The following is a 21515-nucleotide window of genomic DNA, read 5'->3' as shown; positions in this document are numbered from 1 at the left end:
AATCAGACTTTTATCTTGGCTCTATACTCCAGTGGGGTCAGATTGGTTTGCTGTTTAAAAAATTTCACAAAGTTGGAAGAATCAGTGAAGTTCAAATCAAAAGCAATCTCAATAACCTGTCTATCGGTGTGGGTGAGTAGGTTTTTGGCTTCAATTAGAATCCTTTGCTTGATGACTTCCCTAGCATTTGTATTCAGTGTTTTTTTACAAATAAGGTTCAGTTTCCGCACGGACACATTCATGAGGTCTGCGTACTCCTGCACATTTTTTAGCTGCGCAAAGTTTTCATTGATCAGCCTTTTGAACTGAGCTAACTGATCAATGAGCGTGGAGTCTATTTTGGGAGTAGCAGAGGTAAGATGTAAGCTGTTTAAAATCAATAGATTTAAGTAAGCTGTCAGTTGCTCTAGCTTAGCCCCCTCTTTAAATGCCAAATGGAAATTTTCCAATAAAGGAAACAATAGCTCGGAATGTTTTCCCAGGTCAAAAGTCTTATTGATCTGGAAAAGACTGTTCAGAGCCTGAGGGTAAGCGGCAAGTATTTCTTCTTTAAAAAGAATCACATAGCCATCTGGAATTTTGCTGAAATCCCAGCAGTGGATTTCGCTGAGTCCCAGGTAATAGCCTGTATTGGGGATTACTTCAAATTTCTCGTCACCTATGGTGTGGGTTCCGGCACCCTTGGAGAGGTAAATCAATTCATGGTAGCCTGCATGCCGGTGGGGAACGGTAGGTTTTATGACCGGTTTCATCCGGGAAACTTTCACTAAAAGTTCATTTCCGAGTTTGGATTTAAGGCCTATGGACATGCAGGGATAGTATTAATTCAGTAAAGTTTAAAATTAGGGTTCTGCTGGCAATTATTCCCTGTCATATGTGACGAATGGTTATTTTGGTTGGTACAGAAAGGGATTTTACATGTTCACTTTTCGAAGGAAGTATTCTCTACTTTTATGGTGTATCTGCTTTTCTGACTGTAGGGGGCAAAGCAATATAGCCTATGTAAAACTGAAGAATTGAGGCCACTTCGGCCTGTCTTGCCACTGCAGGAGTCTTCCGGCCGCTTGAGCAGAGAGCTATTGGTTACTGGCATCATTCCTATATCCTATTGGTTTTTAGCTGTTTTGACCCAGCTGGATTTGTTCCTTATTATTGATTATGACAATTAGCGTCAATTAATGAAATGATTGAGCAGTTTTACCTATTTTTATCTTCCACAAATTAAAAATCCAATGGCGCAGGCAGGCAAAGTAGAACAGCAAAAAATACTTCGAGTTTTCAAATTGATCAATTTATTACAGGGCAATATTGGCAAGCCGGTGCATAGACTGGCCGAACTTTTAGAAACGGACGAAAGGACTATTTATCGCTACTTCAGATTGTTGGAAGCCTTGGGTTTTGAAGTGGTAAAGGAATTCAGTAAGTACAAGATTCAGCAAAGGCCAGAAATGGTTCATGCGCAGAGCTTTGGGACATTTTCTCAGGAGGAGAGCCAATGGCTCAGGACCCTGATCGAAAGTCAAGGGAAGGGGAACCTGCTGCACGATTCCATTATCAAAAAGCTAGATGTACGTTCGGAAGTGAAGCAGGGCACGGAGCAACTATTTAAAGCGAACTTGGGACGCCTGGTGGATGAAATCGGCAGGGGAATTCAGGGGAAAGTGCAAGTTTGGCTGAAAGATTATTACTCATTGAGCAGCGATACCACGAGTGATCGATTGGTGGAACCCGTAGCTTTTTCATCCAACTATGAGACCATTCACGCTTTTGAGCCTGCGAGCAAAAGCATGAAGGTTTTCAAAATAGAACGTATTGGAGAGGTGGTGCTCAGCCAGCAAAAGTGGAAGTCGGAATCTAAGCACGAATTGCCAGGAAGGCAGTTGTTTGGATTTACCGGAAAAAATAAGTTTAGAGTGAAACTGAAATTGAGCAAAAAAGCCTATCAGCTGATGATGGAAGAGCATCCGAATGCCAGACCCTTTATGGGGGTTAAAAATAGAAACCAGTATTTTTTCGACGGAGAAATCCCAAATCTGCCAGGCTTAGCCAGGTTTATCCTAGGCCTGCCTGGAGAGGTCAAAGTGGAGGAAGGAGAAGAAATGAAGATTTACCTGCAAGAGCAGCTAGCTAGATTGGATTCTTGAGGGTTTTGTAGTTCATGGTTTTTATAGATATATTTTTTAACTTATTGAATATCAATTTTTAACAGACAATTTTTATGAAGTATTTAATCAGAAATCAGATTTTTGGGCTGATTGTTTTAGCCCTAATTGTAGTCTCTTGCCAAACTGAAGAGCAGCCACAGGTCTCCCAATCGGAGTATTCTCAAGAAGAAGTTCAGCTAGTTTCATCCCATGAAATCGATCAGCTTATCCTCAAATCCTTGAAGGAGTCAGGTGATTTTATCTGGGCCGATCAGTCCGATGAATTGATCCTGAGTGCTTTACTGCAAAGTGACTCAGTACTTACCATAGGCTATCAGTCTGCTGATAAGGAACTTACCAATGCACGGATAGGTCTGGAATCAGTGGGTCAGCCTCAAATGCAGCAAGCCGCTAGCAAAATCATCGGGTTGGTTAGGCGTATTCAAAAGCCGCAGCAAAATGCCAATTCCAGAATGGTGGATGAATCACTAGTCCATGCAGATTTACCGTTTTTAGAGGTAAAGGTGTCCACTTTGGAAGTACTGCAGCAACTTCGCGCACTGGGAGAGGTGAGGTACTTTGAGCCTAGGGGGTATGAGTTTGACTATAGTCTGGCCATGGATAATCCTTATGCCAGAATTACCAGTGACTCAGGCTGCGAAAACGAACCTCAGTCCATCCCCAGTAGTGATTATTCCATCATTGCTCCCGGAGCGAAGTCATCCTGGAATTATGATCAAATGGGCATTTCCCAAGCTTGGAATCAAAGTTCAGGTGCCGGCATTACGGTAGGTGTCATAGATACTGGCTTGTCGCCAGACCAGGCTATGCTGAATGGATCATTCAATTCGGGTGCCTCCAGTGGCAGGTCAGTGCAGCGATTTGGTACCTATCAAACGGGGTTATGGTGGTGGAAAAAATACGACGGCCCTCACGATCAGTGTGGCCACGGGACAGCTATGGCCGGAGTGGTGGCTGCACCACGAAATACAGTGGGGAATGCCGTGGGAGTAGCCTATAACTCTAATTTGATTTCTGTACGTGGAACCAGCGACGTTATTTTCAATTCTGGAAATGAAAAAGATGGGGTGGCCGAAGCTTTGGTGCTTTTAGGCAAAAGATCGGACGTAAAAATCATCAGCATGTCCATTGGAGATCTTTTTTCCAGTGCCAAAGTAGCCGATGCCGTTCGTTATGCACATAATCGGGGCAAATTGATATTTGCGGCAGCAGGCACATCTACCAGCTTTACCAACTGGGTAGGTGTGATTTTTCCTGCCACCATGCCTGAGACGGTAGCTGTCACGGGAGTCAAAGAAGGGAATGGGTACCAGCGATGCGATACTTGTCATTCCGGGGCGCAGGTAGAGTTCACAGTGATCATGGAGCGCGCTTCCACTAACAGCAAACCCCTGACCACGGCTTTGTATAGCAATACTCCATCTACCGTGGGCGGTTCCTCAGTAGCCACTGCGACTGCATCGGGAATAGCGGCATTAGTTTGGGCAAAGTATCCAAACTGGACCAGAGATCAGGTATTGAACAAAATGCGGAATACCGCCGATCTTTACCCTTCTAAAAACGCTCAATATGGCTATGGAAATCTCAATGCCGCTGTGGCTGTGAATTAATTGGCTACCATAAAAAAAGGGCTTAGAAATCAATCTAAGCCCTTTTTTTGGTTAACCCTTGCCTCCCTCTCCTCAATCCTAACTCCTCATTTGAGACTTTTAGTCATTTTTTCGATCTTTTTGCTAAGGTCCAAAATCGCTTTTGCATAGCGTTTGTCCCATTCTTCCAGTCTCGCTGTTGAATTGGTTTCTACTTCGTATTTGATACCCGGCAGAATCCATGACGCATAACCGCTAAATGGATCTGTACTCACGTAAAGAGATTTGTACCAGCTGCCAAAGTACATGCCCTTTGGATCTATCCAGCTCTTCTCCAGTCCAATCAGCGCTTCGTTCAGTTTGGATATTTCTTTTTCAGAAAGTTCTCCTGTAGCCAGGGCCGCATTCATAGCTGTCTGATAGGCTTCGGAGCTACTTTGCAACGCAGCAATAGCTTCGTCCACTAGCTCAAAACTCCCAAAGGAAGGGTCGATTTCTTTGACTGACTTTACGGCATTTTCAAAATGTATTTTCAGATCCTGGGCATATCTGGGTACATCATAAGGGATGATGCTCGCATTGGCCATGCGAAGTGTCAATACGCCGATGACCGAGGCTACAGTACCACCCATTTTGAAACTTGGGTCTACGAACTTGCTGTAGTAGTGGAAGTTGTCATAATTGGAATGGTAGGCAGACGGTCCTCCGGAACCTCCACTTAAACTAGGTACCCCGGCATACATGTAGAAGGCGATATGATCTGATCCTCCTCCCAGGTTTCCGATTCTCGGCTCCTCCTTGTTTCCAGCCCAAACTTCATACACTGTTTTGGATGAGTCAGGATAAGTCACTTCTTTAGCTGCTTCTATGATTAAATTTTTCAAAGTGGGTGCTGCGGACATGCCGAAATTCCTGCCGGAAACAGCACCATCAAAGTTCATGTACACTACTGCTTTGGCTCCCAATTCATCTCTGAACTGTTCTACCCATTCGGTAGAGCCAATTACTCCTTGTTCTTCTGCATCCCAGTGACCGATCAAAACGGATCTTTTCGGTCCTTTTCCATTTTTGACCAAATCTCCCAGGGCTTCTGCAAGCGTGAGCATCATGGCAGTACCCGAGTTAGGATCTGTGGCCCCAAAGCTCCAGGCGTCATAATGGCTTCCCAAAATGATCCACTCGTCCGGAAATTCCGTTCCTTCGAATTTGCCCACAATATTATTGGCACGAATGTAATCCACGGGTTGCTCTACTTTTACGCGTACTTTTAGATCCGGTCCACTCGTAATTCGGTATTCAATGGGTAATCCGCCTTTCCACTCTTCAGGTACAAAGGAGCCTTTCATTCTACTCAGGATTTCTTTGGCAGCGCCATAGCCTATAGGAGATACCGGAATGGTATGGAATGCTACATCTTTTGGATCCAGACGTTTTACTTTTTTGTCTCCATCCAGAGGCAGCGCCGGCTCAAATGGAGTAAGTGGATCTCCTGTGTAGCTCAATGTAAGTAATGAACCACGCTGTATGGTGGTTTCATTATAAAAAGGCCCATCCGGATATACATCGCCTTTGCCAAATCCAGCATCTTCAGGATCTGTATATATGATCAAAGCTGCAGCGCCGTACTGCTCAGCAAATTGCGCTTTGTATCCCCGGAAATTACCCCCGTACCTCGCGATGACTACTTTTCCTCTCAGATCAACTCCCATCTCAGCGAGTTTTTCAAAGTCAGCCTTAACGCCATAATTCGCATAAACTACTTCAGCTGTGACATCTCCAGAACCTGAATATGCATTGAACCCTTTGTGCAGTCGGGGATCTGTAGAAAAAGGATCTCCCGCTATAGGACCTTCCTGCTGGGAAAGGGTGATGTGCTCCGGGCTGATGATTTCCAAGAGTGATTCACCCGGGTCATTTGGCAAATAGACATCATAAGGGTAGGAGGTGACCTCCATTCCTGCTTCAGACATCACTTTGGACATGTAAGCAGCTACTGCTTCATTTTCTGGGGTTCCAGCTATATGCGGTGCCTTCGTCAGTTCCTTCAGGTGGACTTTAAACTGATCATAATTGACAGCTTTGAGGTACTCCTGTTCCAAAGCTTTTTCCTGGCTTTCATCTTCGGGAAAAAAGCCACTGACCTGTTGTGAAAAAAGCGGAATGCAAAGGGAAGTAGTCAAAGCTATTCCCAAAATTGATTTTTTAATGTTCATTATTGTTGGTTGGGGAGAAGTGCTGAAACGGATAAAATATGCTCTGAAGGCACATTTACGATTCTTTTGGTTCTGAGGTATCTTCCTAGTTCATATTCATCATAATTGGCGTTTTCCGGATCAAAGCTGGAGATTCTTACCCTTCCTCTGGAGTGGATAAATTCACCATTGCCAATCCACATACCCACATGCACCACGCGTTCTTTCTGCTCAGCGGTGCCTTTTACCCCAAAGAATAATAAGTCGCCCACTTGAAGATTTTCCCAGTTTTTGTTTTCATCTACCAGCTCGCCTTCATGGATTTGTTGGGAAGCATCTCTAGGAATAATCTGTCCATTGAGGTAATAAATAGTTTTGGTGAAACCGCTGCAATCCACACCTTTGATGGAAGTGCCTCCCCACAGATAGGGTACGCCCATCATCTGCTTAGCAGTAGTGATGAGCTTCTCTGGTGAGGTGCTTCGGCTAGCGATCCAGTCTTCCCAGGGCAGGATTTCCCGGGATGGGATATAGCCTAATCTTCCATCCGGAAGGCTCACTTCTACATAATTGTGTAGCTCCCCCTCGAAGGTTAAAATATCACCCGCCACAACATCAGAAACCATTTCTTTTTGCTCAGGAGATACCCAAACATGTCCATATAGTTGAGTGTAAACCACCTTTTCGTCCTGTAGCCAAGTCTCCTGTTCTTTGGGAGTCATGAGCTGAATACCTGCACGGTCTACCCAGGACAAGTACCCATCGGGAGTTTGCACCAGGTACCAGCTGTCTTCCTGCTTCAAAACATTTAGGGGAGTTCCCATCAAGGCCTGTGTAGCCAATTCAGCGGAATGTCTTGGGTTACTACGGATATTAGCCACAGAAATGGTGACGATTGCTTTGGTTTGATCACCTAGGGCTTCATCGGGAAGACGTTTTACTGCATTGGTGAATGAAATCCCTTTATCTTTTAGTGTACTGAGTAGCTCCTCCAATCCCTGCAATTGATCAGTTTCACCTTTCAGAGAATCATTTTCAAAAGTTAAATCCCAAAGGGCGACTCTTTTGTCAGGTGCAAGTTCAGCTCGCTTGCTTTCTATAAGTGCTGTGACTTCTGCATTGTTATTAGGCGCTTCGCAGGAGAGCAGCAAAGCCGCCACTGCCACTAGGGAGAAAATTGGGTAGTATATTCTTTTCATTTGATTACAATTTGTCTTTTAAAGGCCATAACCTGTCCCGTGACGAAGGAAACGGGATGGAATCTCGCAAGGTTGATAGCAATCCCAGTGTGTGACAGCTACGTCATACTCGATTTCATGATAGTACAAAATAAAAGAAAACCACAAGAACTGCCCATTATTCGGGCATCCTTGTGGTTTTTTTCTGATTGCGAAATCGATCAGTTTACATTCAAACCTGGAGATCTATCCAGAAATTCCTGATAAAGTCTGATCTGTCTGTTTGAAAGCGGCATTCTATATCCATCTATAAATACATGATGGATGTTGGTTTTGGTTTCGAAGGGGTCACCATCAGCTACGATCAAGTTAGCCACTTTGCCAGCCTCTATAGAACCATACTGGTCGCCCAGTCCAAAGATTTCTGCCGAGTTAATGGTCACGGCCTTCCAAGCCTCTTCTTTGCCCATGCCATATGCTGCAGCAAATGCAGCGAAGAATGGTAAGTTTCTGACGTTTTCTTGTCCGTTTGTCCGGATCGCTACTTTTACACCGGCTTTTGCCATTTTTCCGGCGTTGGCATAGGCGGCGTCATAGCGGTCAGACTCTCTGGTAGGTAAAGCTTGGATAGGCCCCGTGACTACAGGGATGCCTGCTTCGGCTATTTCCTCAGCGACTCTCCAACCTTCTGCCACACCTGCGAAGATCACCTTTGCGTCCTTGTCTTTGATCCACTCTAGAGCTGCTTTGATATCAGAGGCAGTATTTACTTCTATCAGTAAGGGGAGTTCGCCAGTGGTTGCTTTTGCCAATTGAGCCATCTCAGGATAGTAATCGAGTTCAGCTTCAGCAGCCGCCATTTCAGCATAGCTTTTGGCTTTGTCCCAAAGTTCATTCGCTTCTTTCAGGGCCTTTTCATTGGCTTTTTTGATGTCCTCATCTGATCTTCTGTCGTACCTTCCTCTGCGGCCAGATCTAGGGAAATTCATGGCAATGGCTTTAAAGCCTGCGTACATCTGATCAGGTGTATAGCCATTTAAGTTGATCAGTGCAGCAGTTCCCGGGAAGATACCTCCAGTAGGTACCGTCAATACAGTAGTAACTCCAGAAACTCTGGTTACTGGAATGGCTACCGAATTGGGGTTAACGGCTGTCAGTGCCTGCATATTAGGTGTGAAATCACCCACTTCTGCATAATCTACAGTTTCAGCCACAGAACTCACTTCTACTAAGCCTAACTGGGTCCCGCCATCTATCATGCCGGGATAAATGAACTTGCCGCTGCAATCAATGATCTCCGCACCATCCGCTGAGATTTTAGCGCCTACTGCTGTTATTTTTCCATCCTCAACCAATACGGAGCTGTTTTCCATTACGCCATTTGTAATGGTCACAACCGTGGCATTTTGCAATAAAAATTTGCCAGCCCTAGGTTTGATGAATTCCCCGTCGATCTGAGCTGATGCCATCAAAGGCAAAACACTCAGGAGGAATGCGAAAAAGATTTGTTTAAGTCTTTGCATGTCTTCTTGTGTTTAACGGGTGATTAATGGTTCAGGTGAAATAGCGCCTCAGTAGTCTCAAAAAGATGTTCTGTATCCTGCATACACCTGGCGTTATGACCTTCATAGATCGTAACTTCTTCCACCATTTGGGTAGGGCTTACTTTCAATCTTTGATCATCAGCATCTTCATTGATGTCAAAGTATTTGACTCCATCCACAAAGGTCATCTGGGGAATGGTATACGAAGAAAGTGGATGTCCTTCGAAAATTACCAGATCGCCTTGTTTTCCTTCTTCTATGGAACCTACTTTGTCATTTATGCCCAGTTGTTTGGCGGGATTGATCGTGATCATGGCCAGTGCCTGCTCGTCAGTCATTCCTCCGTATCGCTGAGTTTTGGCAGCTTCATGATAGAGGTGACGGATCAGCTCTGCATCATCTGAATTGATAGAAGTGATGGCTCCGTTTTCTGTGAGAATAGCGGCATTATAAGCGGTGGAATAATATACCTCAAACTTATACGCCCACCAGTCAGCAAATACAGAAGCTCCCATGGTGTATTCTGCGATTTCCGGTGCTACTTTGAAGCCCTCATTCGTATGCTGAAATACCAGCTTGGTGATCCCGAAATCTCTGGCCACATTAATAAGCATATAGATTTCATCAGCTCGGTAGGAATGGCAATGAATGATGATTTTGCCATCTAATATATCTGCAAGCGTCTGCAATCGCTCATTATACTCAGGGGGCAATGCTGTGCTGCCTTTTTTGGAGGAAGCTTCCTTGTATTCGGCCCAGGCTTTTTTGTATTGAATGGCTTCATTGAAGCCATTGCGGATTACTGCTTCCACACCCATTCTGGTTCTTGGCTGTATGCCTCTTCCTCTACCATGCACTCGGGTGGGATTTTCTCCCAGTGCAAACTTGATGGTTCTAGGCGCATCTTGCATGATGATATCTGCAGGATCTGTAGATCCATAGCGATGCTTCAAGGTGGCGTTTTGTCCCCCTATCACATTGGCAGAGCCGTGCATAGCATGAGATATGGTTACACCGCCGGCTAGAGCGCGGTAGATTCCGACTTCATAGGGATTGACCACATCTTTCATGTGGACTTCGGCTACTATAGGTGAGCTGGCCTCGTTTACCACATCCAGTCCTAGGTGCGAGTGGGCATCTATAATACCTGGCATGAGGTATTTGCCACTGGCGTCTATTGTAGTCACTCCATTGGGTGCTTTCAGGCCTTCGCCTATCTTTTTTATGATTCCGTCCTGTACCAGTACATCAGAATTTTCTAATGTTCCGTTTGTTATGGTTAGTACAGTAGCGTTTTTGATCAGTACACTGCCTTTTTTTACTTGGGCTGAGGCAAATTGAATACTCAGTCCCAACAGTGCAGCAAGAAAATAGCTTACTTTTTTCATCTGTTTAAAATTGTTTTTCAGCGGTCATATGGAACCTCACACGTTCGAGAGTCATCCTTCTGGCTGATATTTGAGTCATGCTCGATTTCAGGTGATTATTTAGTTGCGATTAGAGTTGGGTTGAGTGTTCCTTCAAAAGGAAATGAGCCGTATTCGGCTACGGTCATGGTAGCGTCATAAGATGAACCGTCGACATCACCGGCTACATCTACCATGATGGTCATTCCGCTTGCAACTACTTCAAAAGAAAATGAAAGTTTTTGCCCCTCTAGTTTGACTCCTACAATAGGAGAAGTGACCTTACCTGATCCTGAAGGGTCGTCATAGGAGATAGTTCCGGTGTATTCTGAACCTTCCTTTTTGATCATCAATGTACCGCTGGAGGAGCCAGCTGGGCTTTCGGATGTGTAATCCCAGTTTCCTGCTATCTGTACTGTTCCGTCTGAGTCACCCTCTTTTGCTTTCTTTTTTGTTTTAGTTTCGTAATCAAACAGGTAGCCATCTACCATTACGTGTTTGATCTGGGCATCTTCACTGAAAATAGGCTCTGTGGCCAAAACCAAGTTTGCCATTTTACCTTTTGCGATAGTTCCTGCTGCTTTGCTTATACCTAGGATTTCAGCTGCATTAGTAGTCAATGCTGCCATCGCCATTTCCTCAGTCAGTCCGTTTTCGATCATTTTGCGCAGGGTTTTGGAAATGTCATTAGACTTGACCCCTACGGTGGTGAATGCAAATGGAATTCCTGCTTCCTCCAGTTTGCTGGCCTGGGCCAAGGCATTTTCATAGGCTTCTTTCACCCGGGCATAGCGTGCTTTCACTTCATCTGAAGGTTCCTTGTCCTCTTCCTGTGCTTTTACCGCCTTATCATCTGGCAGCTCCAGTTTGATCAAAACCTGAGCACTTGAGGCTTTGATTTCTTCCAGGACTTCTTCGTATTCTTCCAGGTCTGTCAAAATAAGCTTGAAGCCCAATTCTTTTGATAGGCTGATCGCCCTGAGTATTTCCAATTCTTCATTTGCAGAAAACATCACCGGAATGTTTCCACTTACTACTTCAGCCATGGCGTTGAAAGTAGGTGTGATTTCCGGTCTTTTCAGCCCTGTTTGCGAAGCATAGGAAGCACTTCGCTGTGAGGTCAATTGAGTGTTTTTATAAACATCTCTGAATTTTGCCATTACGCCTACGGCAGTACCAGGATACATTCCTCTGGCCCCGTTGAAGTTGGCTGCCAAGGCGGTGTTGGTCAACAGCACGTTGGTAGAATAGCTGGAACCCAGGGCTACGATGGCAGTTTTGCCGGGAATCATTCCTCCGTCTGGAATGAGCTGTGCGATGGTGAACCCAGCTTTACGCAGGTCTTCTACTTTGCTGTCCATGCTAAACTGATCCACGGCTGATCTCCATGGGGTGATGCCGGCGATTTCATCAGGGGGATTAGAAGAAATGAAGTTTTCGGGTTTTTCCGGATCGGCTGGCTTCGTAATGCCTGCGTCTGTACCTGCTGTGATAAAGCCTGGATAGATAAACAGAGAATCTCCAGCGATGACCTTGGCTCCGGCAGGAATGGATAAATTAGCTCCGACTCCCTGGATCAATCCGTTTTTGATCAAAATATCGCCTTTTACTCCACTGGCATCAGGAGTAGCGAAAACTGTGGCATTTGTAATTGCATGGGTATCCGTGATGGGTCTTTTTCCGGTAGGGTCGCTTTGGGCATTGACCTGATAGGAAGAAATCCACCCCGATACCATCAAGCAAAAAACACCTGCTCTGAGTAGGGTTTTTCTCATAGGGAAACTGGTTTTGTTGTAGTAATGAAATTGGCAGATGAGTTAAGAATGAAGAATTTAATTCACCTTGGTCTCAGCTATCAAAATCCACTGGGTTGATGGTTTGGTTAATGCAAGCAAGCTAATAAAAGGGATTTCAGAATCCATTTGGAATTATTTTTTCCAGCCGATTATTTGATCAATGGTTTTTCAGGTGGTTTGAAATACGAAAATCTAAATGTGAAATTACCAATGCGTTTTTGGATTTTATTTGACTGGTATTTTTACTCCAGTTTTCATGCAATGCATGTATCTTTAAGGTCTTGGTCCCCTTAATACAATGAAAAAAATCCTAATCATAGAGGATGATTTATTGATCTCAAGTTTAGTTCAATTCCGTCTGAAAAAAGACGGATATGAGACGATTTTGGTCAAAGATGGAAATGCCGGCGTAGAAGCCATAGACAGTCAAGATCCTGATTTGATCATCACTGATGTCATGATTCCCTTCAAAAATGGAATAGAAATCATCCATTATGCCAGAAAAAATAAACCTGAAGTACCTATCATAGTCCTGAGCTCATTAGGTGAGGAAGAAAAGATCGTGCTCGAAGCCTTTCACCTGGGTGTGGCCGATTTTATACCTAAGCCATTTAATCCGAATGAACTGGCCATTCGTGTCAAGCGTGTACTCTGTTGATTCACATGAAGTTTGAGTTTTTACTTAGAAATATTCTTGGTTTATTTCTGCTGATCCCGTTTACCGGATTTGGACAGCAAGAAGTCTATTTCACTGATTCTACTTCCTTTTTTAATTTCATTCAGGAGCAGAACTCCATCAGTGGATTGGAGTTTGGCTTGGCAGTGGACGGTGAATTGGCAGGTAGGACAGAACTGGATAGCCTATTTACGCTGGCTGATACCTCGCTAGTCTCCATGACTTTTTCTGAATTTAATGATGCTTTGGTACTGAAGAATCAACTAGAGAATGAGGCTGTTTCTAGTGAAATTGTTTTTTATATACTAGGCGAAAGGCAGGCTTACGACGTGGCTTATGCTTATACCTTGGACCTGCTAACTAATGATCAGCTTTTCCCGGTAGGTTCATCAGGTCCTGGGACCGACCTGATTTCGCTTGCCAATCGATCACCATATATTCCTTCCTTTGCTACTGGTCTGGAATACTTCTCTGACATCAAGGTATTTGCCATTACGGTAATTATTGGACTTTTCCTGGTGATCGCGAGCAGTATGATTTTATTCATGTTGATTTTCAAAGCCAGAAGAAACATCCGCGAAAAGGTCAATGCACAATATGAGGAAGAGATAGTAGGGCCGCTTTCCGAGCTGCTTTTTGAAAAGAGCCTGGAAGAGATAGAGCAGCTAAGTGATGAAGAGGTTCATGGATATTTTGCAGCTGCGAAACTAAAAAAACAAGCCTTTAAAGAGGTTTTGATGGATCAGATTTTGGGCCTGAACAAAAAGATGAAAGGGGATTTCAAACTTAAATTGAAAGCCCTTTATAAGAGTTTGGGCCTAGATCAGATATCCATACAGCATATCAAGAGTAAGAAATGGGACAAGGTGGTAAAGGGTATGGTGGAAGTGAATGAGATGGATCTGGATGAGGCTCTAAGTGAAATTAAAGCGCATGCCAATTCCAGTAATTTTTACGTGCGCTCGCAAGCTGTCGCCACATTGCTGAACCTTTCCCAGAAGTCAGATCTCTCATTCTTGAGCGAGCAAAATTTTCCTTTGTCCCGCTGGCAACAGATGAATTACCTTCGAATCATTAAATACCTGCAATCCAAAAGAGAGCTTAATCTGGAGAGCTTATTTTATTCGAATAATAAAAGTATTAGGCTATTTGGCTATAAGCTAGTTCGGATGATAGGAAGAGTGGATTTGCTGGAAAGATTAGAGCAGAGATTTCTGGAAGTAGGAGAGGAGGAGAAGATTGAGATTATCCGGACCTATGAGGTTCTGGGGGCTCCATTAGCTTCTGAACTGATCAATCCCTGCCTGCTCGCTGAAGATCCCTTGCTGTCAGAAAATGCGTCTAGAGCAGTGGGGACTATAGGTAATGCGGAGTCCATCGAGGTGCTACTGGGGATTCTGAGTGGAAAGCCTAGTTTCAAGCATAAAATGATACTGCTGAAAAGCTTGAAGGAACTGGATCCAGCAAAATATTGCGAATTTATTGAGCAATCTAAAAGTGCAGATGTCGCTCAGATTGATAGGCATTTAACTGACCCATTGTTACAAGATGTATAATTTTATATTTCATCTTATTCTCGAGGTTTTAGGGGTATTATTTCTTTTCCTCAGCTCTACCGTGATTATCATTTACTTGTTGATCATGATTTTGAGTGCTTTGGAAATGAGAGATGTGCTGAAGAAGAATCAGTTTGCTGATTACCAAGATATAATCACCTCTCCGCTGGCACCGGGAGTAAGTATTTTGGCACCGGCCTATAATGAAGGGGCTAGCATAGTGCAAAACGTAAAAAGCTTGCTTTCGCTTCATTATGGAAGGTTTGAAGTAATCGTTATTAATGATGGCTCTAAGGACGATACATTGAGTAAACTCATTTCAGCTTTTGATCTACAGCTTTCGGGATATGCCTACCATCCGGAAATCGAAACCAAGGCGGTTCGGGGTATTTACAAATCAACCAACAGATCGTTTAATAAGCTGGTGGTGATAGACAAGGAGAACGGAGGCAAGGCCGATGCCCTTAACTGTGGAATTAATGTGTCTAGGATGGAAATTCTAGCTTGTATAGATGTAGACTGTATACTTTCACATGAATCCATCGCGCGCATGGTCAGACCTTTTATGGAGGAAACCAATAGGCAGGTGATCGCGGTGGGCGGAGCTATAGGAATCGCCAATAACTGCGATGTCACTGATGGTACAGTAACCAAATACAGGGTTCCAAAATCTATCCTAGGCAGGTTTCAGGTGATCGAATATTTCCGGGCTTTTTTGATGGGAAGAATGGCCTGGACCAGAGTGAATGGACTCATGTTGATTTCAGGCGCTTTTGGCTTTTTCAAGCGTGATCTGGTGGTGGAAGTTGGTGGGTATTTCCCTAAGACTGTGGGGGAGGATATGGAGCTGGTGGTGAGGATGCGAAGGCATATGGAAGAAAAGAATATTCCGTATAAAGTGAGTTTTGTGCCGGATCCACTATGCTGGACAGAAGTGCCTGAGGATGAGTTGGTATTGAGCCGTCAGCGAAACCGATGGATCAGAGGTACCATAGAGACCTTGCAGCTTCACCGTGTGACCCGATTGAACCCAAGGTTTGGGGTCATGGGGATGGTTTCTTATCCCTTTTGGAATATCTTCGAAAAGATGGCGCCAATTCTGGAAGTTCTGGGATTACTCTATACGTTGGTTTTGATAATAATCGGGGATTTTTCAGCATTCTACTTTGTGGCGTTATTTGCTGTGCTGTATCTCTTGTCAATTTTAGTATCCTCCTTTAGTATTTTGTATGAGCAGATTGCTTATAATAATTACAAAGACAGAAAGGACCTGAATGCACTGATATTTACTGTGCTGATAGAGCCGTTTTTCATTCATCCTAAAATTGTACTTTGGGGGCTGAAAGGGCATTGGGACTTTATCAAAGGCAAGGGGGGATGGGGACAAATGATCCGAACTGGTTTCACAAAGTCAGAAGAAAACAAGGATTTAAAGACAACTACGAATTCCTGAATATGAAGAAAGCATTACTCTTTTTGGTATTTTCCCTTTTCCTCTCTCCATTGGTAATGGGCCAGGATAGCTTTGATCCTGATGAGTTGTTTTTTGAAGCGCGCACGCTCATCCTAGACGGAGAATACATTGAAGGGCGCAAGATTGCTTTCCGGGCTTTGGATCAATATCCTGAGTATGCAGACATACTTATTTTGGTGGGTAGAAGCTATGCGTGGGAGGGTAAAAATGACTCCGCCTCGATTTATCTGGATCGGGCTATTTTAGCTTCGCCAGGTTATGAGGATGCTTATGCTGCAAGTTTGGATAACCTGTTTTGGTCTGAGCAGTATGATCGAGCCACTGAAGTTTTGGGTTTAGCCAAGGATAATTTTGGGGAACCACTGCCCGATGGATTAAGGTACAAGAAAGCCAGGTTGCTGTATTATCAGGAGGATTATGACGCTTCCTATGACATCACCGAGGAATTATTTGAAAAAGAGGCGAAGGTGGATGGATTGTTGGGCTTTATGCAGACTCTTCAGCGCTTGAGGAGAAATAGTGCCGTTGGGGTAACCTATGATTACGATTCTTACTTTGGAGACATCAGTCCCTGGAATACTTTTTCTCTCTATGGAAGAACACGCACCAAGCTCACCGGATCGCTCATTGCCAGGGTGACCCAGTCTTCCAGATTTGATGCGAACGGTACTTTGTTTGAGCTGGATGCATACCCTTCCTTGGGCGAAAATGCTTATGCTTATTTGAATGTGGGAGGATCGGGGGCTAGTTTTTTTCCGAATTTCCGCTTGGGAATTTCAGTTTTTTACAATCTGCCCAATGCCTGGGAGGTGGAAGGAGGCTATAGGTATCTGAAATTTTCGGAGGTTACCAATATTTACACTGCTTCAGTGGGCAAATATGTAGGAAGTTGGTGGTTTAACTTACGGGCAAATTTAATCCCCGGGACAGACTCTGGCTTGGGAACATCTGCAAATTTCCAAACTAGATATTATTTCAAGACCGGTGAGGATTTTTTCAGTTTGCAATTGAGCTCGGGAGTATCTCCTGATGAAGAAAGCCGGGATCCTTCACAGCTGTTAAACTCCTACAGGGTTAGACTAGGCTACCAACAAATGATCACAGACAGGTTTCAGATTTTTGGGTTCACAGGCTATTCTAGGGATGAGCTGGGGCCGGACCGCTTCAGAAACAACTTAAATATTTCCATTGGCACAGAATACCGTTTTTGATGAGAAATATTCTTACGGAAGAAAGCAAACTTTATCTTAGCAAGCTTTGGCCTTTATTTGCCTTAGTGATTGTTCTGCCTTTGGTGAGCTATTTTGTTTGGCTGGTTTTTCCAGAGAAGAATCTGGAAATAGTGGTTCTAGACAAAACTGTGCCCAGCGCTACTTATCAGGAACATCAGTCTATTTTTTGGACTATAGAGCATTTGAAGTTTAGCGGTGAAGCAGGAGAATATAAGTCAGCAGATAGGGATTATTTTGGTTTTCACCCGGATGATTCTGATTCGCATGGCCGGGTTTGGGATTTTTCTAATTGGTCGGAAGGAGATATTCAGAAAAAAGCCAAGGAACTGGATGTGCTATACCTAGCGGATACCTATGGGGTCTACTCCGAAGACTTTAACAGCGAAAACAGTCAAGGAATATCTGAAAAAATCTATGGTGGACTGGACCGCTCAGATATTAGCCTGATTCGTGAAAGCATTGCACAAAAGAAAACTATCATTGCCGAATTTAATACCATGGCCTCTCCGACCAGGCCAGGCATTCGTGCGGAATTTGAAAACCTCATGGGACTCAAATGGACTGGCTGGATCGCCAGATATTTTGATGAGATGGACACTACAGTGAATCAAGATCTTCCAAATTGGCTAGTTCAGCAATATGTAGATCAGCATGAGAATACCTGGGTGCCAAATGGCCCGGGCTTGGTATTTGTCCATGAAAATGGTCAGGTGGAGGTTTTTTCCAATTCCATTGATTATGAAGGGGAAACTCCTATGATCCGGACACAGCAGTTCAATCAACATGGTTTTAAGCTTCCTGAACTGGTGCCTTACCCGGATTGGTTTGATATTATCCTGATAGAGCGGGAGTACCAAGTGATCTCTTACTACGACATTTCTCCCACTACGCTAGGGCAGCAAAAGCTCAGAGATATGGGATTGCCAAGGTTTTTCCCGGCTGCCGTGGTGAGAGATCTAGGCGAGGGGCAGCATTATTACTTTGCGGGAGATTTTGCTGACCTGAGAAACTCAGCTGGATCAGCTAGATTCATGGGGTTGCCGGTTTTTTGGAGAGGTTTTTACTTGGTCACAGATTATACGGACCGAAGAAGCTTTTTCTGGAATTATTATTATCCGCTTCTTTCACAAGTGCTGGAGAGAGCTTATCAGGCAAAAGATCATTGATTTTAAAACTGTGGTGGAAGGAGTTTTCGGGTTTGTATGGTATAGTTATTTTTGTTTTTGAAGTCTTCAAATTCTCCCACCAGCTTATTTTTAACTAATTGATCGTCTACCGGGTCTATATTCAGTCCTTCTGTGATTACAAATAGCTGATCGTCTGAAAGGAAGTAATTTCCATCCAAAAAGTCCACCAATTGGTTTTTGTTGCGCATAAGTGGCATCACTAAGTTGGACTGAAATACCTGAGCCGTATCCAATACCTGTCCCATCCAGGTATTTTGCTCCGGCAAATCAATTTCAACCTGAGCATCTAGAAATGACAATAAAGAAGGTGTAATCTCGAAATGACTGCTCAATCCCTTAAAATAAGTAGGTCTTTGGATCAATGGGGAATAGATCATCAGTGGCACATGAAATCTATCCAGACGTGAAGCCATGGGGATCTCCGGCAGCCTGTGGTCTCCGGTGATTATAAATATGGTGTTGTTGAATTCTGGCAACTGGCTATATGAAGTGATGAAATCTTTGATGGCATCATCCGCATACATCACGGTCATGTAGATATCCCTGTATTGGGTATATTCTGTGATTTCCTGATCTGATAGTTGCAGGTAGGATTTAATGTGCTCGTCAAATTTACGGAGATAGCTTTCCCGCTCGGGCACCAAATAGGGGTCATGTGAGGTGATTGTCTGGAATATTCTCAGTTGTGGGGCTTCGCTTAGTTCGGAGAAATAATCCAGCCCTATACTGAAGATTTCCTTATCCCCATACCCCCAGCTAAAGCCATTGTTTGCAGGCATTTTTTCATAAGTACTGCCAAAGTTTTTGGAGTCTATAGTGAAGTCTAGATTGGAGTATTCCAGAAAACTATCCTCGTGATCAAACTTCAGATCTGATCCTATGAAAAAACTGCTTTCGTAGCCATTCTGATTTAATATACTGATCAGACTCTCATGGTGGGGGTAATTTTCGTAAAGCTCCAGAAAACCTCTTTCCCCAAAGGGCAATCCAGCAAATACCCCAGGCAATAGCCCGAATGTCCTTCCTGTAGAGGAAATAGCATTGGTCCAAACTAGACTATGCTGCTCCAGGCTGTCCAGAAAAGGAGTGAAGCTTCCCAGATTGGCGTCCTTGCCCGAGTAGGCTTTTCCCAAACTTTCTACCAGAATAAATACAAGGTCGGGGGCAGTGTCCAAACTGTCAAAAAAAGGACTCAAGACATCTGGATACGCTGCTTTGTGCAGGAAAGGATAGTTGGGATCGGTAAATTCTTTTTGAACAAAAAGTCCCTTGCCAGATGGCTGTAAATAAAAATCAAAATAATACTCGCTGGGGTACATCAGGTAGTCAAATGTCTGTTCGGTAAGGTATTTTGACTTATTGAGCTCAATATTAAACTTGGTCTCATTGGCACTATCGTATTCAGCATTGGGCAGAAAATAAAGCACCAGCAGAAACCAATACGTGCTTATGCTCAGAGCTAAACCCGTTTTCAAATGAAAGGAGGCTTTTTTTCTAACCTTATTAAAAAGGAACACCAATCCAGCGATCAACAGGATGGCGCCGGCAATGGTGAAAAAATTAAGCACCCCTGAGGTCATTAAGATCAACCGGATATCGCTCATACTGTACGCAAACATATCCTTGCCAAGAGGGAGCAGTGTTTTTTGAAAATATAGGATCAAGGAAGCCTGAATCAGAACAGCCAAAATCATCCCGGTTAAACTGAACCATCGCGCGATGCTGATACTGATCAGCGATAGAATGACATGGAAAATGAACAGCAACCCTAAAAAGTACAAGATCCAGTGCAGATCCTCTATGATAGCTGGGATCAAAATATCCCAAGTGGAAATTTTCAATGGGTGTGAACGGAAAACCACGAAGGTTTCCATGGCTCTTAACCCAAAGACTAATAGGGAGAAAACCAATCCCATAGACCAGAAATTGGTTAATGTAGATTGAATTTTAGCGGGTAGATGGGAACGTATTTCAGCCTTTTGGGCCATATTTACTCGTTAACTTTTCGGGTGATGGCTGAAAAGATAGGGCAAAATCGGGTATCTTCAAGCGGAGAATTTAATAATATATGGGTAAATCAGATTTATTGCTGGAGTTGTACAGCAATTTAAGCACAACGGGAGCGGTCACATTTAGCTCCAAGGCATTGGTAAATAAGATGTTATCACATGCTCAGCTGAATGGTGCCAAACTCATAGTGGAGTTAGGAGGGGGAGATGGTAGCATTACTCAGGGAATAGTAGAGCGAATGGATCCTGATGCGGAACTTTTAGTGTTTGAGATCAGCAAATCATTTTGTGACTCTATGGAGAAAATATTCCCACAGTCCAATGTCCGCATCATCAATGATTCAGCAGAAAATATCCACAAGTATTTAGATGGTAAAAAGGCGGATTATATTTTGTCATCCTTGCCTTTTAGTTTTATTCCGCAGGATGTGAAAGATGCCATTCTATCCAGTTCAAAATCAGCGTTAAGCCAAAGTGGCTACTTCATTCAGATTTGTTATTCTTACTTGTTGAAAAATCTGTTCAAAAAGCATTTTAATAAGGTGAGTACGAGTTTTACTTTAAAGAATCTGCCTCCGGCCTTTGTGATGGTATGTAAATAATCCATCGATGGAGGTGCTTCGGACAGCGATTCTTCAGACCATCAGAGCTAGTGGAAATCGTGATTTTCCAGCAGTAAAGCCATTGCAAAATATGTTTCCTGAGGATTGGGAGCAATTTCTAGATGAGCTGGAGCTGGAACTACTTCAGATGGAAAAGGAGGGGTTATTGGAAATTCTTAAACTCCCTAGGGATGTCGCACCAAACGGGCATGCTATAATGGATAAGAAAATTTGTTCCAAATCTAAACTTTAAAAGCTTAGGTAGGGTTGCTAGGCTAAAGGATAAAAAGTCATGCAAAACGAATTAAACCTTCCCCAAACTTCAGTAAGTATTCCGGCAGGAAAATCTCTAATCACCCTTGGAGCTGGGTGTTTTTGGTGTGTGGAGGCTGTTTTTCAGCGATTGAAGGGTGTGGACAAAGTCATCTCTGGCTATGCCGGGGGATTTGTAGAGAATCCGGGTTATCATGCAGTTTGCAGCGGAACCACAGGACATGCCGAAGTGATCCAAGTTGTTTTTGACCCAAAAACGATCAGCTTAACAGAACTATTGGAAGTTTTCTGGGCTACCCACGATCCCACTACACTGAATAGACAAGGAGCTGACCAGGGACCACAGTACAGATCATCCATATTTTATCATACTGCGGAGCAGCAGCAGATAGCCACTAATCTAAAAAAGCAACTCAATGAAGCCGGTGTTTTTGACAAAGCAATCGTGACGGAGATTACTCCCTTTTCTAATTTTTACCCTGCCGAGAAGGAGCATCAGGATTTTTATAACCAAAATGCAGCACAGCCTTATTGCCAGTTTGTGATCCAGCCAAAAGTGGATAAGCTCAAGCGGTTTTTTGCTGAAAAAGTAAAGGAGTAGCGGAAATTAATTTGGGAAGGGATACCTGCCGCAGG

The 21515-nt window shown here is 43.7% G+C and carries 17 protein-coding genes; 10 read left to right on the top strand and 7 right to left on the bottom strand.

All coding sequences use genetic code 11. The features are described from left to right. Positions 1-2: 2 nt before the first annotated feature. Entirely contained in the window at positions 3-809 is an 807-nt protein-coding gene (locus PBT90_RS10065; protein ID WP_264810335.1) for a helix-turn-helix domain-containing protein, read from the bottom strand. Positions 810-1232: 423 nt separating this feature from the next. Between PBT90_RS10065 and PBT90_RS10060 the strand changes: the two genes are divergently transcribed. Together PBT90_RS10060 and PBT90_RS10055 are read left to right on the top strand one after the other, a co-directional pair. Beyond that, entirely contained in the window at positions 1233-2144 is a 912-nt protein-coding gene (locus tag PBT90_RS10060; RefSeq protein ID WP_264810333.1) for a helix-turn-helix transcriptional regulator, read from the top strand. 74 nt (positions 2145-2218) lie between these two features. Beyond that, positions 2219-3775, top strand: coding sequence for a S8 family peptidase (locus PBT90_RS10055; RefSeq protein WP_270133049.1), 1557 nt, complete (start codon positions 2219-2221; stop codon positions 3773-3775). 86 nt (positions 3776-3861) lie between these two features. On the opposite strand, the gene PBT90_RS10050 is transcribed toward PBT90_RS10055, so the two are convergent. From PBT90_RS10050 to PBT90_RS10030, 5 genes are all read right to left on the bottom strand, one after another. Beyond that, positions 3862-5967: a M28 family peptidase gene (locus tag PBT90_RS10050; RefSeq protein WP_264810329.1), complete on the bottom strand. Its 2106-nt coding sequence runs from the start codon at positions 5965-5967 to the stop codon at positions 3862-3864. Continuing rightward, entirely contained in the window at positions 5967-7145 is a 1179-nt protein-coding gene (locus PBT90_RS10045) for an NlpC/P60 family protein (RefSeq protein WP_264810328.1), read from the bottom strand. The genes PBT90_RS10050 and PBT90_RS10045 overlap by 1 nt, the downstream gene beginning before the upstream one ends. A 200-nt stretch (positions 7146-7345) precedes the next feature. Next, positions 7346-8647 carry an amidohydrolase family protein gene (locus PBT90_RS10040; protein WP_264810325.1) on the bottom strand — a complete coding sequence of 434 codons (1302 nt, stop codon included), beginning with the start codon at positions 8645-8647 and terminating at the stop codon, positions 7346-7348. Positions 8648-8670: 23 nt separating this feature from the next. Next, positions 8671-10056, bottom strand: a complete 1386-nt coding sequence (locus PBT90_RS10035; protein ID WP_264810323.1) for an amidohydrolase family protein — start codon at positions 10054-10056, stop codon at positions 8671-8673. A 95-nt stretch (positions 10057-10151) separates the two neighbouring features. Next, positions 10152-11849, bottom strand: coding sequence for an amidohydrolase family protein (locus tag PBT90_RS10030; protein ID WP_264810321.1), 1698 nt, complete (start codon positions 11847-11849; stop codon positions 10152-10154). Positions 11850-12168: 319 nt separating this feature from the next. Here PBT90_RS10030 and PBT90_RS10025 point away from each other — a divergent pair, with 319 nt between their 5' ends. The 5 genes from PBT90_RS10025 to PBT90_RS10005 are packed head-to-tail and all read left to right on the top strand — an operon-like array spanning position 12169 to position 17974. Further along, entirely contained in the window at positions 12169-12528 is a 360-nt protein-coding gene (locus tag PBT90_RS10025) for a response regulator transcription factor (protein WP_264810320.1), read from the top strand. A 5-nt stretch (positions 12529-12533) separates the two neighbouring features. Further along, entirely contained in the window at positions 12534-14102 is a 1569-nt protein-coding gene (locus PBT90_RS10020; RefSeq protein WP_264810318.1) for a hypothetical protein, read from the top strand. Further along, positions 14095-15555: a glycosyltransferase family 2 protein gene (locus PBT90_RS10015; protein WP_264810316.1), complete on the top strand. Its 1461-nt coding sequence runs from the start codon at positions 14095-14097 to the stop codon at positions 15553-15555. The genes PBT90_RS10020 and PBT90_RS10015 overlap by 8 nt, the downstream gene beginning before the upstream one ends. A gap of 2 nt (positions 15556-15557) precedes the next feature. Continuing rightward, on the top strand, positions 15558-16787 hold the full coding sequence (locus PBT90_RS10010; protein ID WP_264810315.1) for a YaiO family outer membrane beta-barrel protein: 1230 nt from the start codon (positions 15558-15560) through the stop codon (positions 16785-16787). Beyond that, positions 16787-17974, top strand: coding sequence for a hypothetical protein (locus tag PBT90_RS10005; RefSeq protein ID WP_264810313.1), 1188 nt, complete (start codon positions 16787-16789; stop codon positions 17972-17974). The genes PBT90_RS10010 and PBT90_RS10005 overlap by 1 nt, the downstream gene beginning before the upstream one ends. Positions 17975-17976: 2 nt before the next feature. Here PBT90_RS10005 and PBT90_RS10000 read toward each other — a convergent pair whose 3' ends face one another. After that, positions 17977-19911: an LTA synthase family protein gene (locus tag PBT90_RS10000; RefSeq protein WP_264810312.1), complete on the bottom strand. Its 1935-nt coding sequence runs from the start codon at positions 19909-19911 to the stop codon at positions 17977-17979. 152 nt (positions 19912-20063) lie between these two features. On the opposite strand from PBT90_RS10000, the gene PBT90_RS09995 reads away from it, so the two are divergent. Genes PBT90_RS09995 through msrA form a run of 3 tightly spaced genes read left to right on the top strand, consistent with a single transcriptional unit; the run spans position 20064 to position 21480 of the window. After that, positions 20064-20606 (top strand): class I SAM-dependent methyltransferase, encoded by a 543-nt coding sequence (locus PBT90_RS09995; protein WP_264810310.1) that lies wholly within the window; start codon positions 20064-20066, stop codon positions 20604-20606. Positions 20607-20613: 7 nt separating this feature from the next. Beyond that, complete coding sequence (locus PBT90_RS09990; protein ID WP_264810309.1) at positions 20614-20859, top strand: hypothetical protein; 246 nt, start codon at positions 20614-20616, stop codon at positions 20857-20859. Positions 20860-20898: 39 nt separating this feature from the next. After that, positions 20899-21480, top strand: coding sequence for a peptide-methionine (S)-S-oxide reductase MsrA (gene msrA / locus PBT90_RS09985; RefSeq protein ID WP_264810307.1), 582 nt, complete (start codon positions 20899-20901; stop codon positions 21478-21480). Positions 21481-21515 lie beyond the last annotated feature (35 nt).

The organism is Algoriphagus sp. TR-M9 (genome assembly GCF_027594545.1).
GTDB lineage: Bacteria > Bacteroidota > Bacteroidia > Cytophagales > Cyclobacteriaceae > Algoriphagus > Algoriphagus halophytocola.
The sequence above is the reverse complement of the archived record's forward strand: the minus strand, read 5'-3'. Positions and strand labels throughout refer to the sequence as shown.

Excerpts from the sequence above, each read along its gene's own strand:
- PBT90_RS10065 (WP_264810335.1), bottom strand. The coding sequence starts at position 809 with ATGTCCATAGGCCTTAAATCCAAACTCGGAAATGAACTTTTAGTGAAA.
- PBT90_RS10060 (WP_264810333.1), top strand. The coding sequence starts at position 1,233 with ATGGCGCAGGCAGGCAAAGTAGAACAGCAAAAAATACTTCGAGTTTTC.
- PBT90_RS10055 (WP_270133049.1), top strand. The coding sequence starts at position 2,219 with ATGAAGTATTTAATCAGAAATCAGATTTTTGGGCTGATTGTTTTAGCC.
- PBT90_RS10050 (WP_264810329.1), bottom strand. The coding sequence starts at position 5,967 with ATGAACATTAAAAAATCAATTTTGGGAATAGCTTTGACTACTTCCCTT.
- PBT90_RS10045 (WP_264810328.1), bottom strand. The coding sequence starts at position 7,145 with ATGAAAAGAATATACTACCCAATTTTCTCCCTAGTGGCAGTGGCGGCT.
- PBT90_RS10040 (WP_264810325.1), bottom strand. The coding sequence starts at position 8,647 with ATGCAAAGACTTAAACAAATCTTTTTCGCATTCCTCCTGAGTGTTTTG.
- PBT90_RS10035 (WP_264810323.1), bottom strand. The coding sequence starts at position 10,056 with ATGAAAAAAGTAAGCTATTTTCTTGCTGCACTGTTGGGACTGAGTATT.
- PBT90_RS10030 (WP_264810321.1), bottom strand. The coding sequence starts at position 11,849 with ATGAGAAAAACCCTACTCAGAGCAGGTGTTTTTTGCTTGATGGTATCG.
- PBT90_RS10025 (WP_264810320.1), top strand. The coding sequence starts at position 12,169 with ATGAAAAAAATCCTAATCATAGAGGATGATTTATTGATCTCAAGTTTA.
- PBT90_RS10020 (WP_264810318.1), top strand. The coding sequence starts at position 12,534 with ATGAAGTTTGAGTTTTTACTTAGAAATATTCTTGGTTTATTTCTGCTG.
- PBT90_RS10015 (WP_264810316.1), top strand. The coding sequence starts at position 14,095 with ATGTATAATTTTATATTTCATCTTATTCTCGAGGTTTTAGGGGTATTA.
- PBT90_RS10010 (WP_264810315.1), top strand. The coding sequence starts at position 15,558 with ATGAAGAAAGCATTACTCTTTTTGGTATTTTCCCTTTTCCTCTCTCCA.
- PBT90_RS10005 (WP_264810313.1), top strand. The coding sequence starts at position 16,787 with ATGAGAAATATTCTTACGGAAGAAAGCAAACTTTATCTTAGCAAGCTT.
- PBT90_RS10000 (WP_264810312.1), bottom strand. The coding sequence starts at position 19,911 with ATGGGATTGGTTTTCTCCCTATTAGTCTTTGGGTTAAGAGCCATGGAA.
- PBT90_RS09995 (WP_264810310.1), top strand. The coding sequence starts at position 20,064 with ATGGGTAAATCAGATTTATTGCTGGAGTTGTACAGCAATTTAAGCACA.
- PBT90_RS09990 (WP_264810309.1), top strand. The coding sequence starts at position 20,614 with ATGGAGGTGCTTCGGACAGCGATTCTTCAGACCATCAGAGCTAGTGGA.
- msrA (WP_264810307.1), top strand. The coding sequence starts at position 20,899 with ATGCAAAACGAATTAAACCTTCCCCAAACTTCAGTAAGTATTCCGGCA.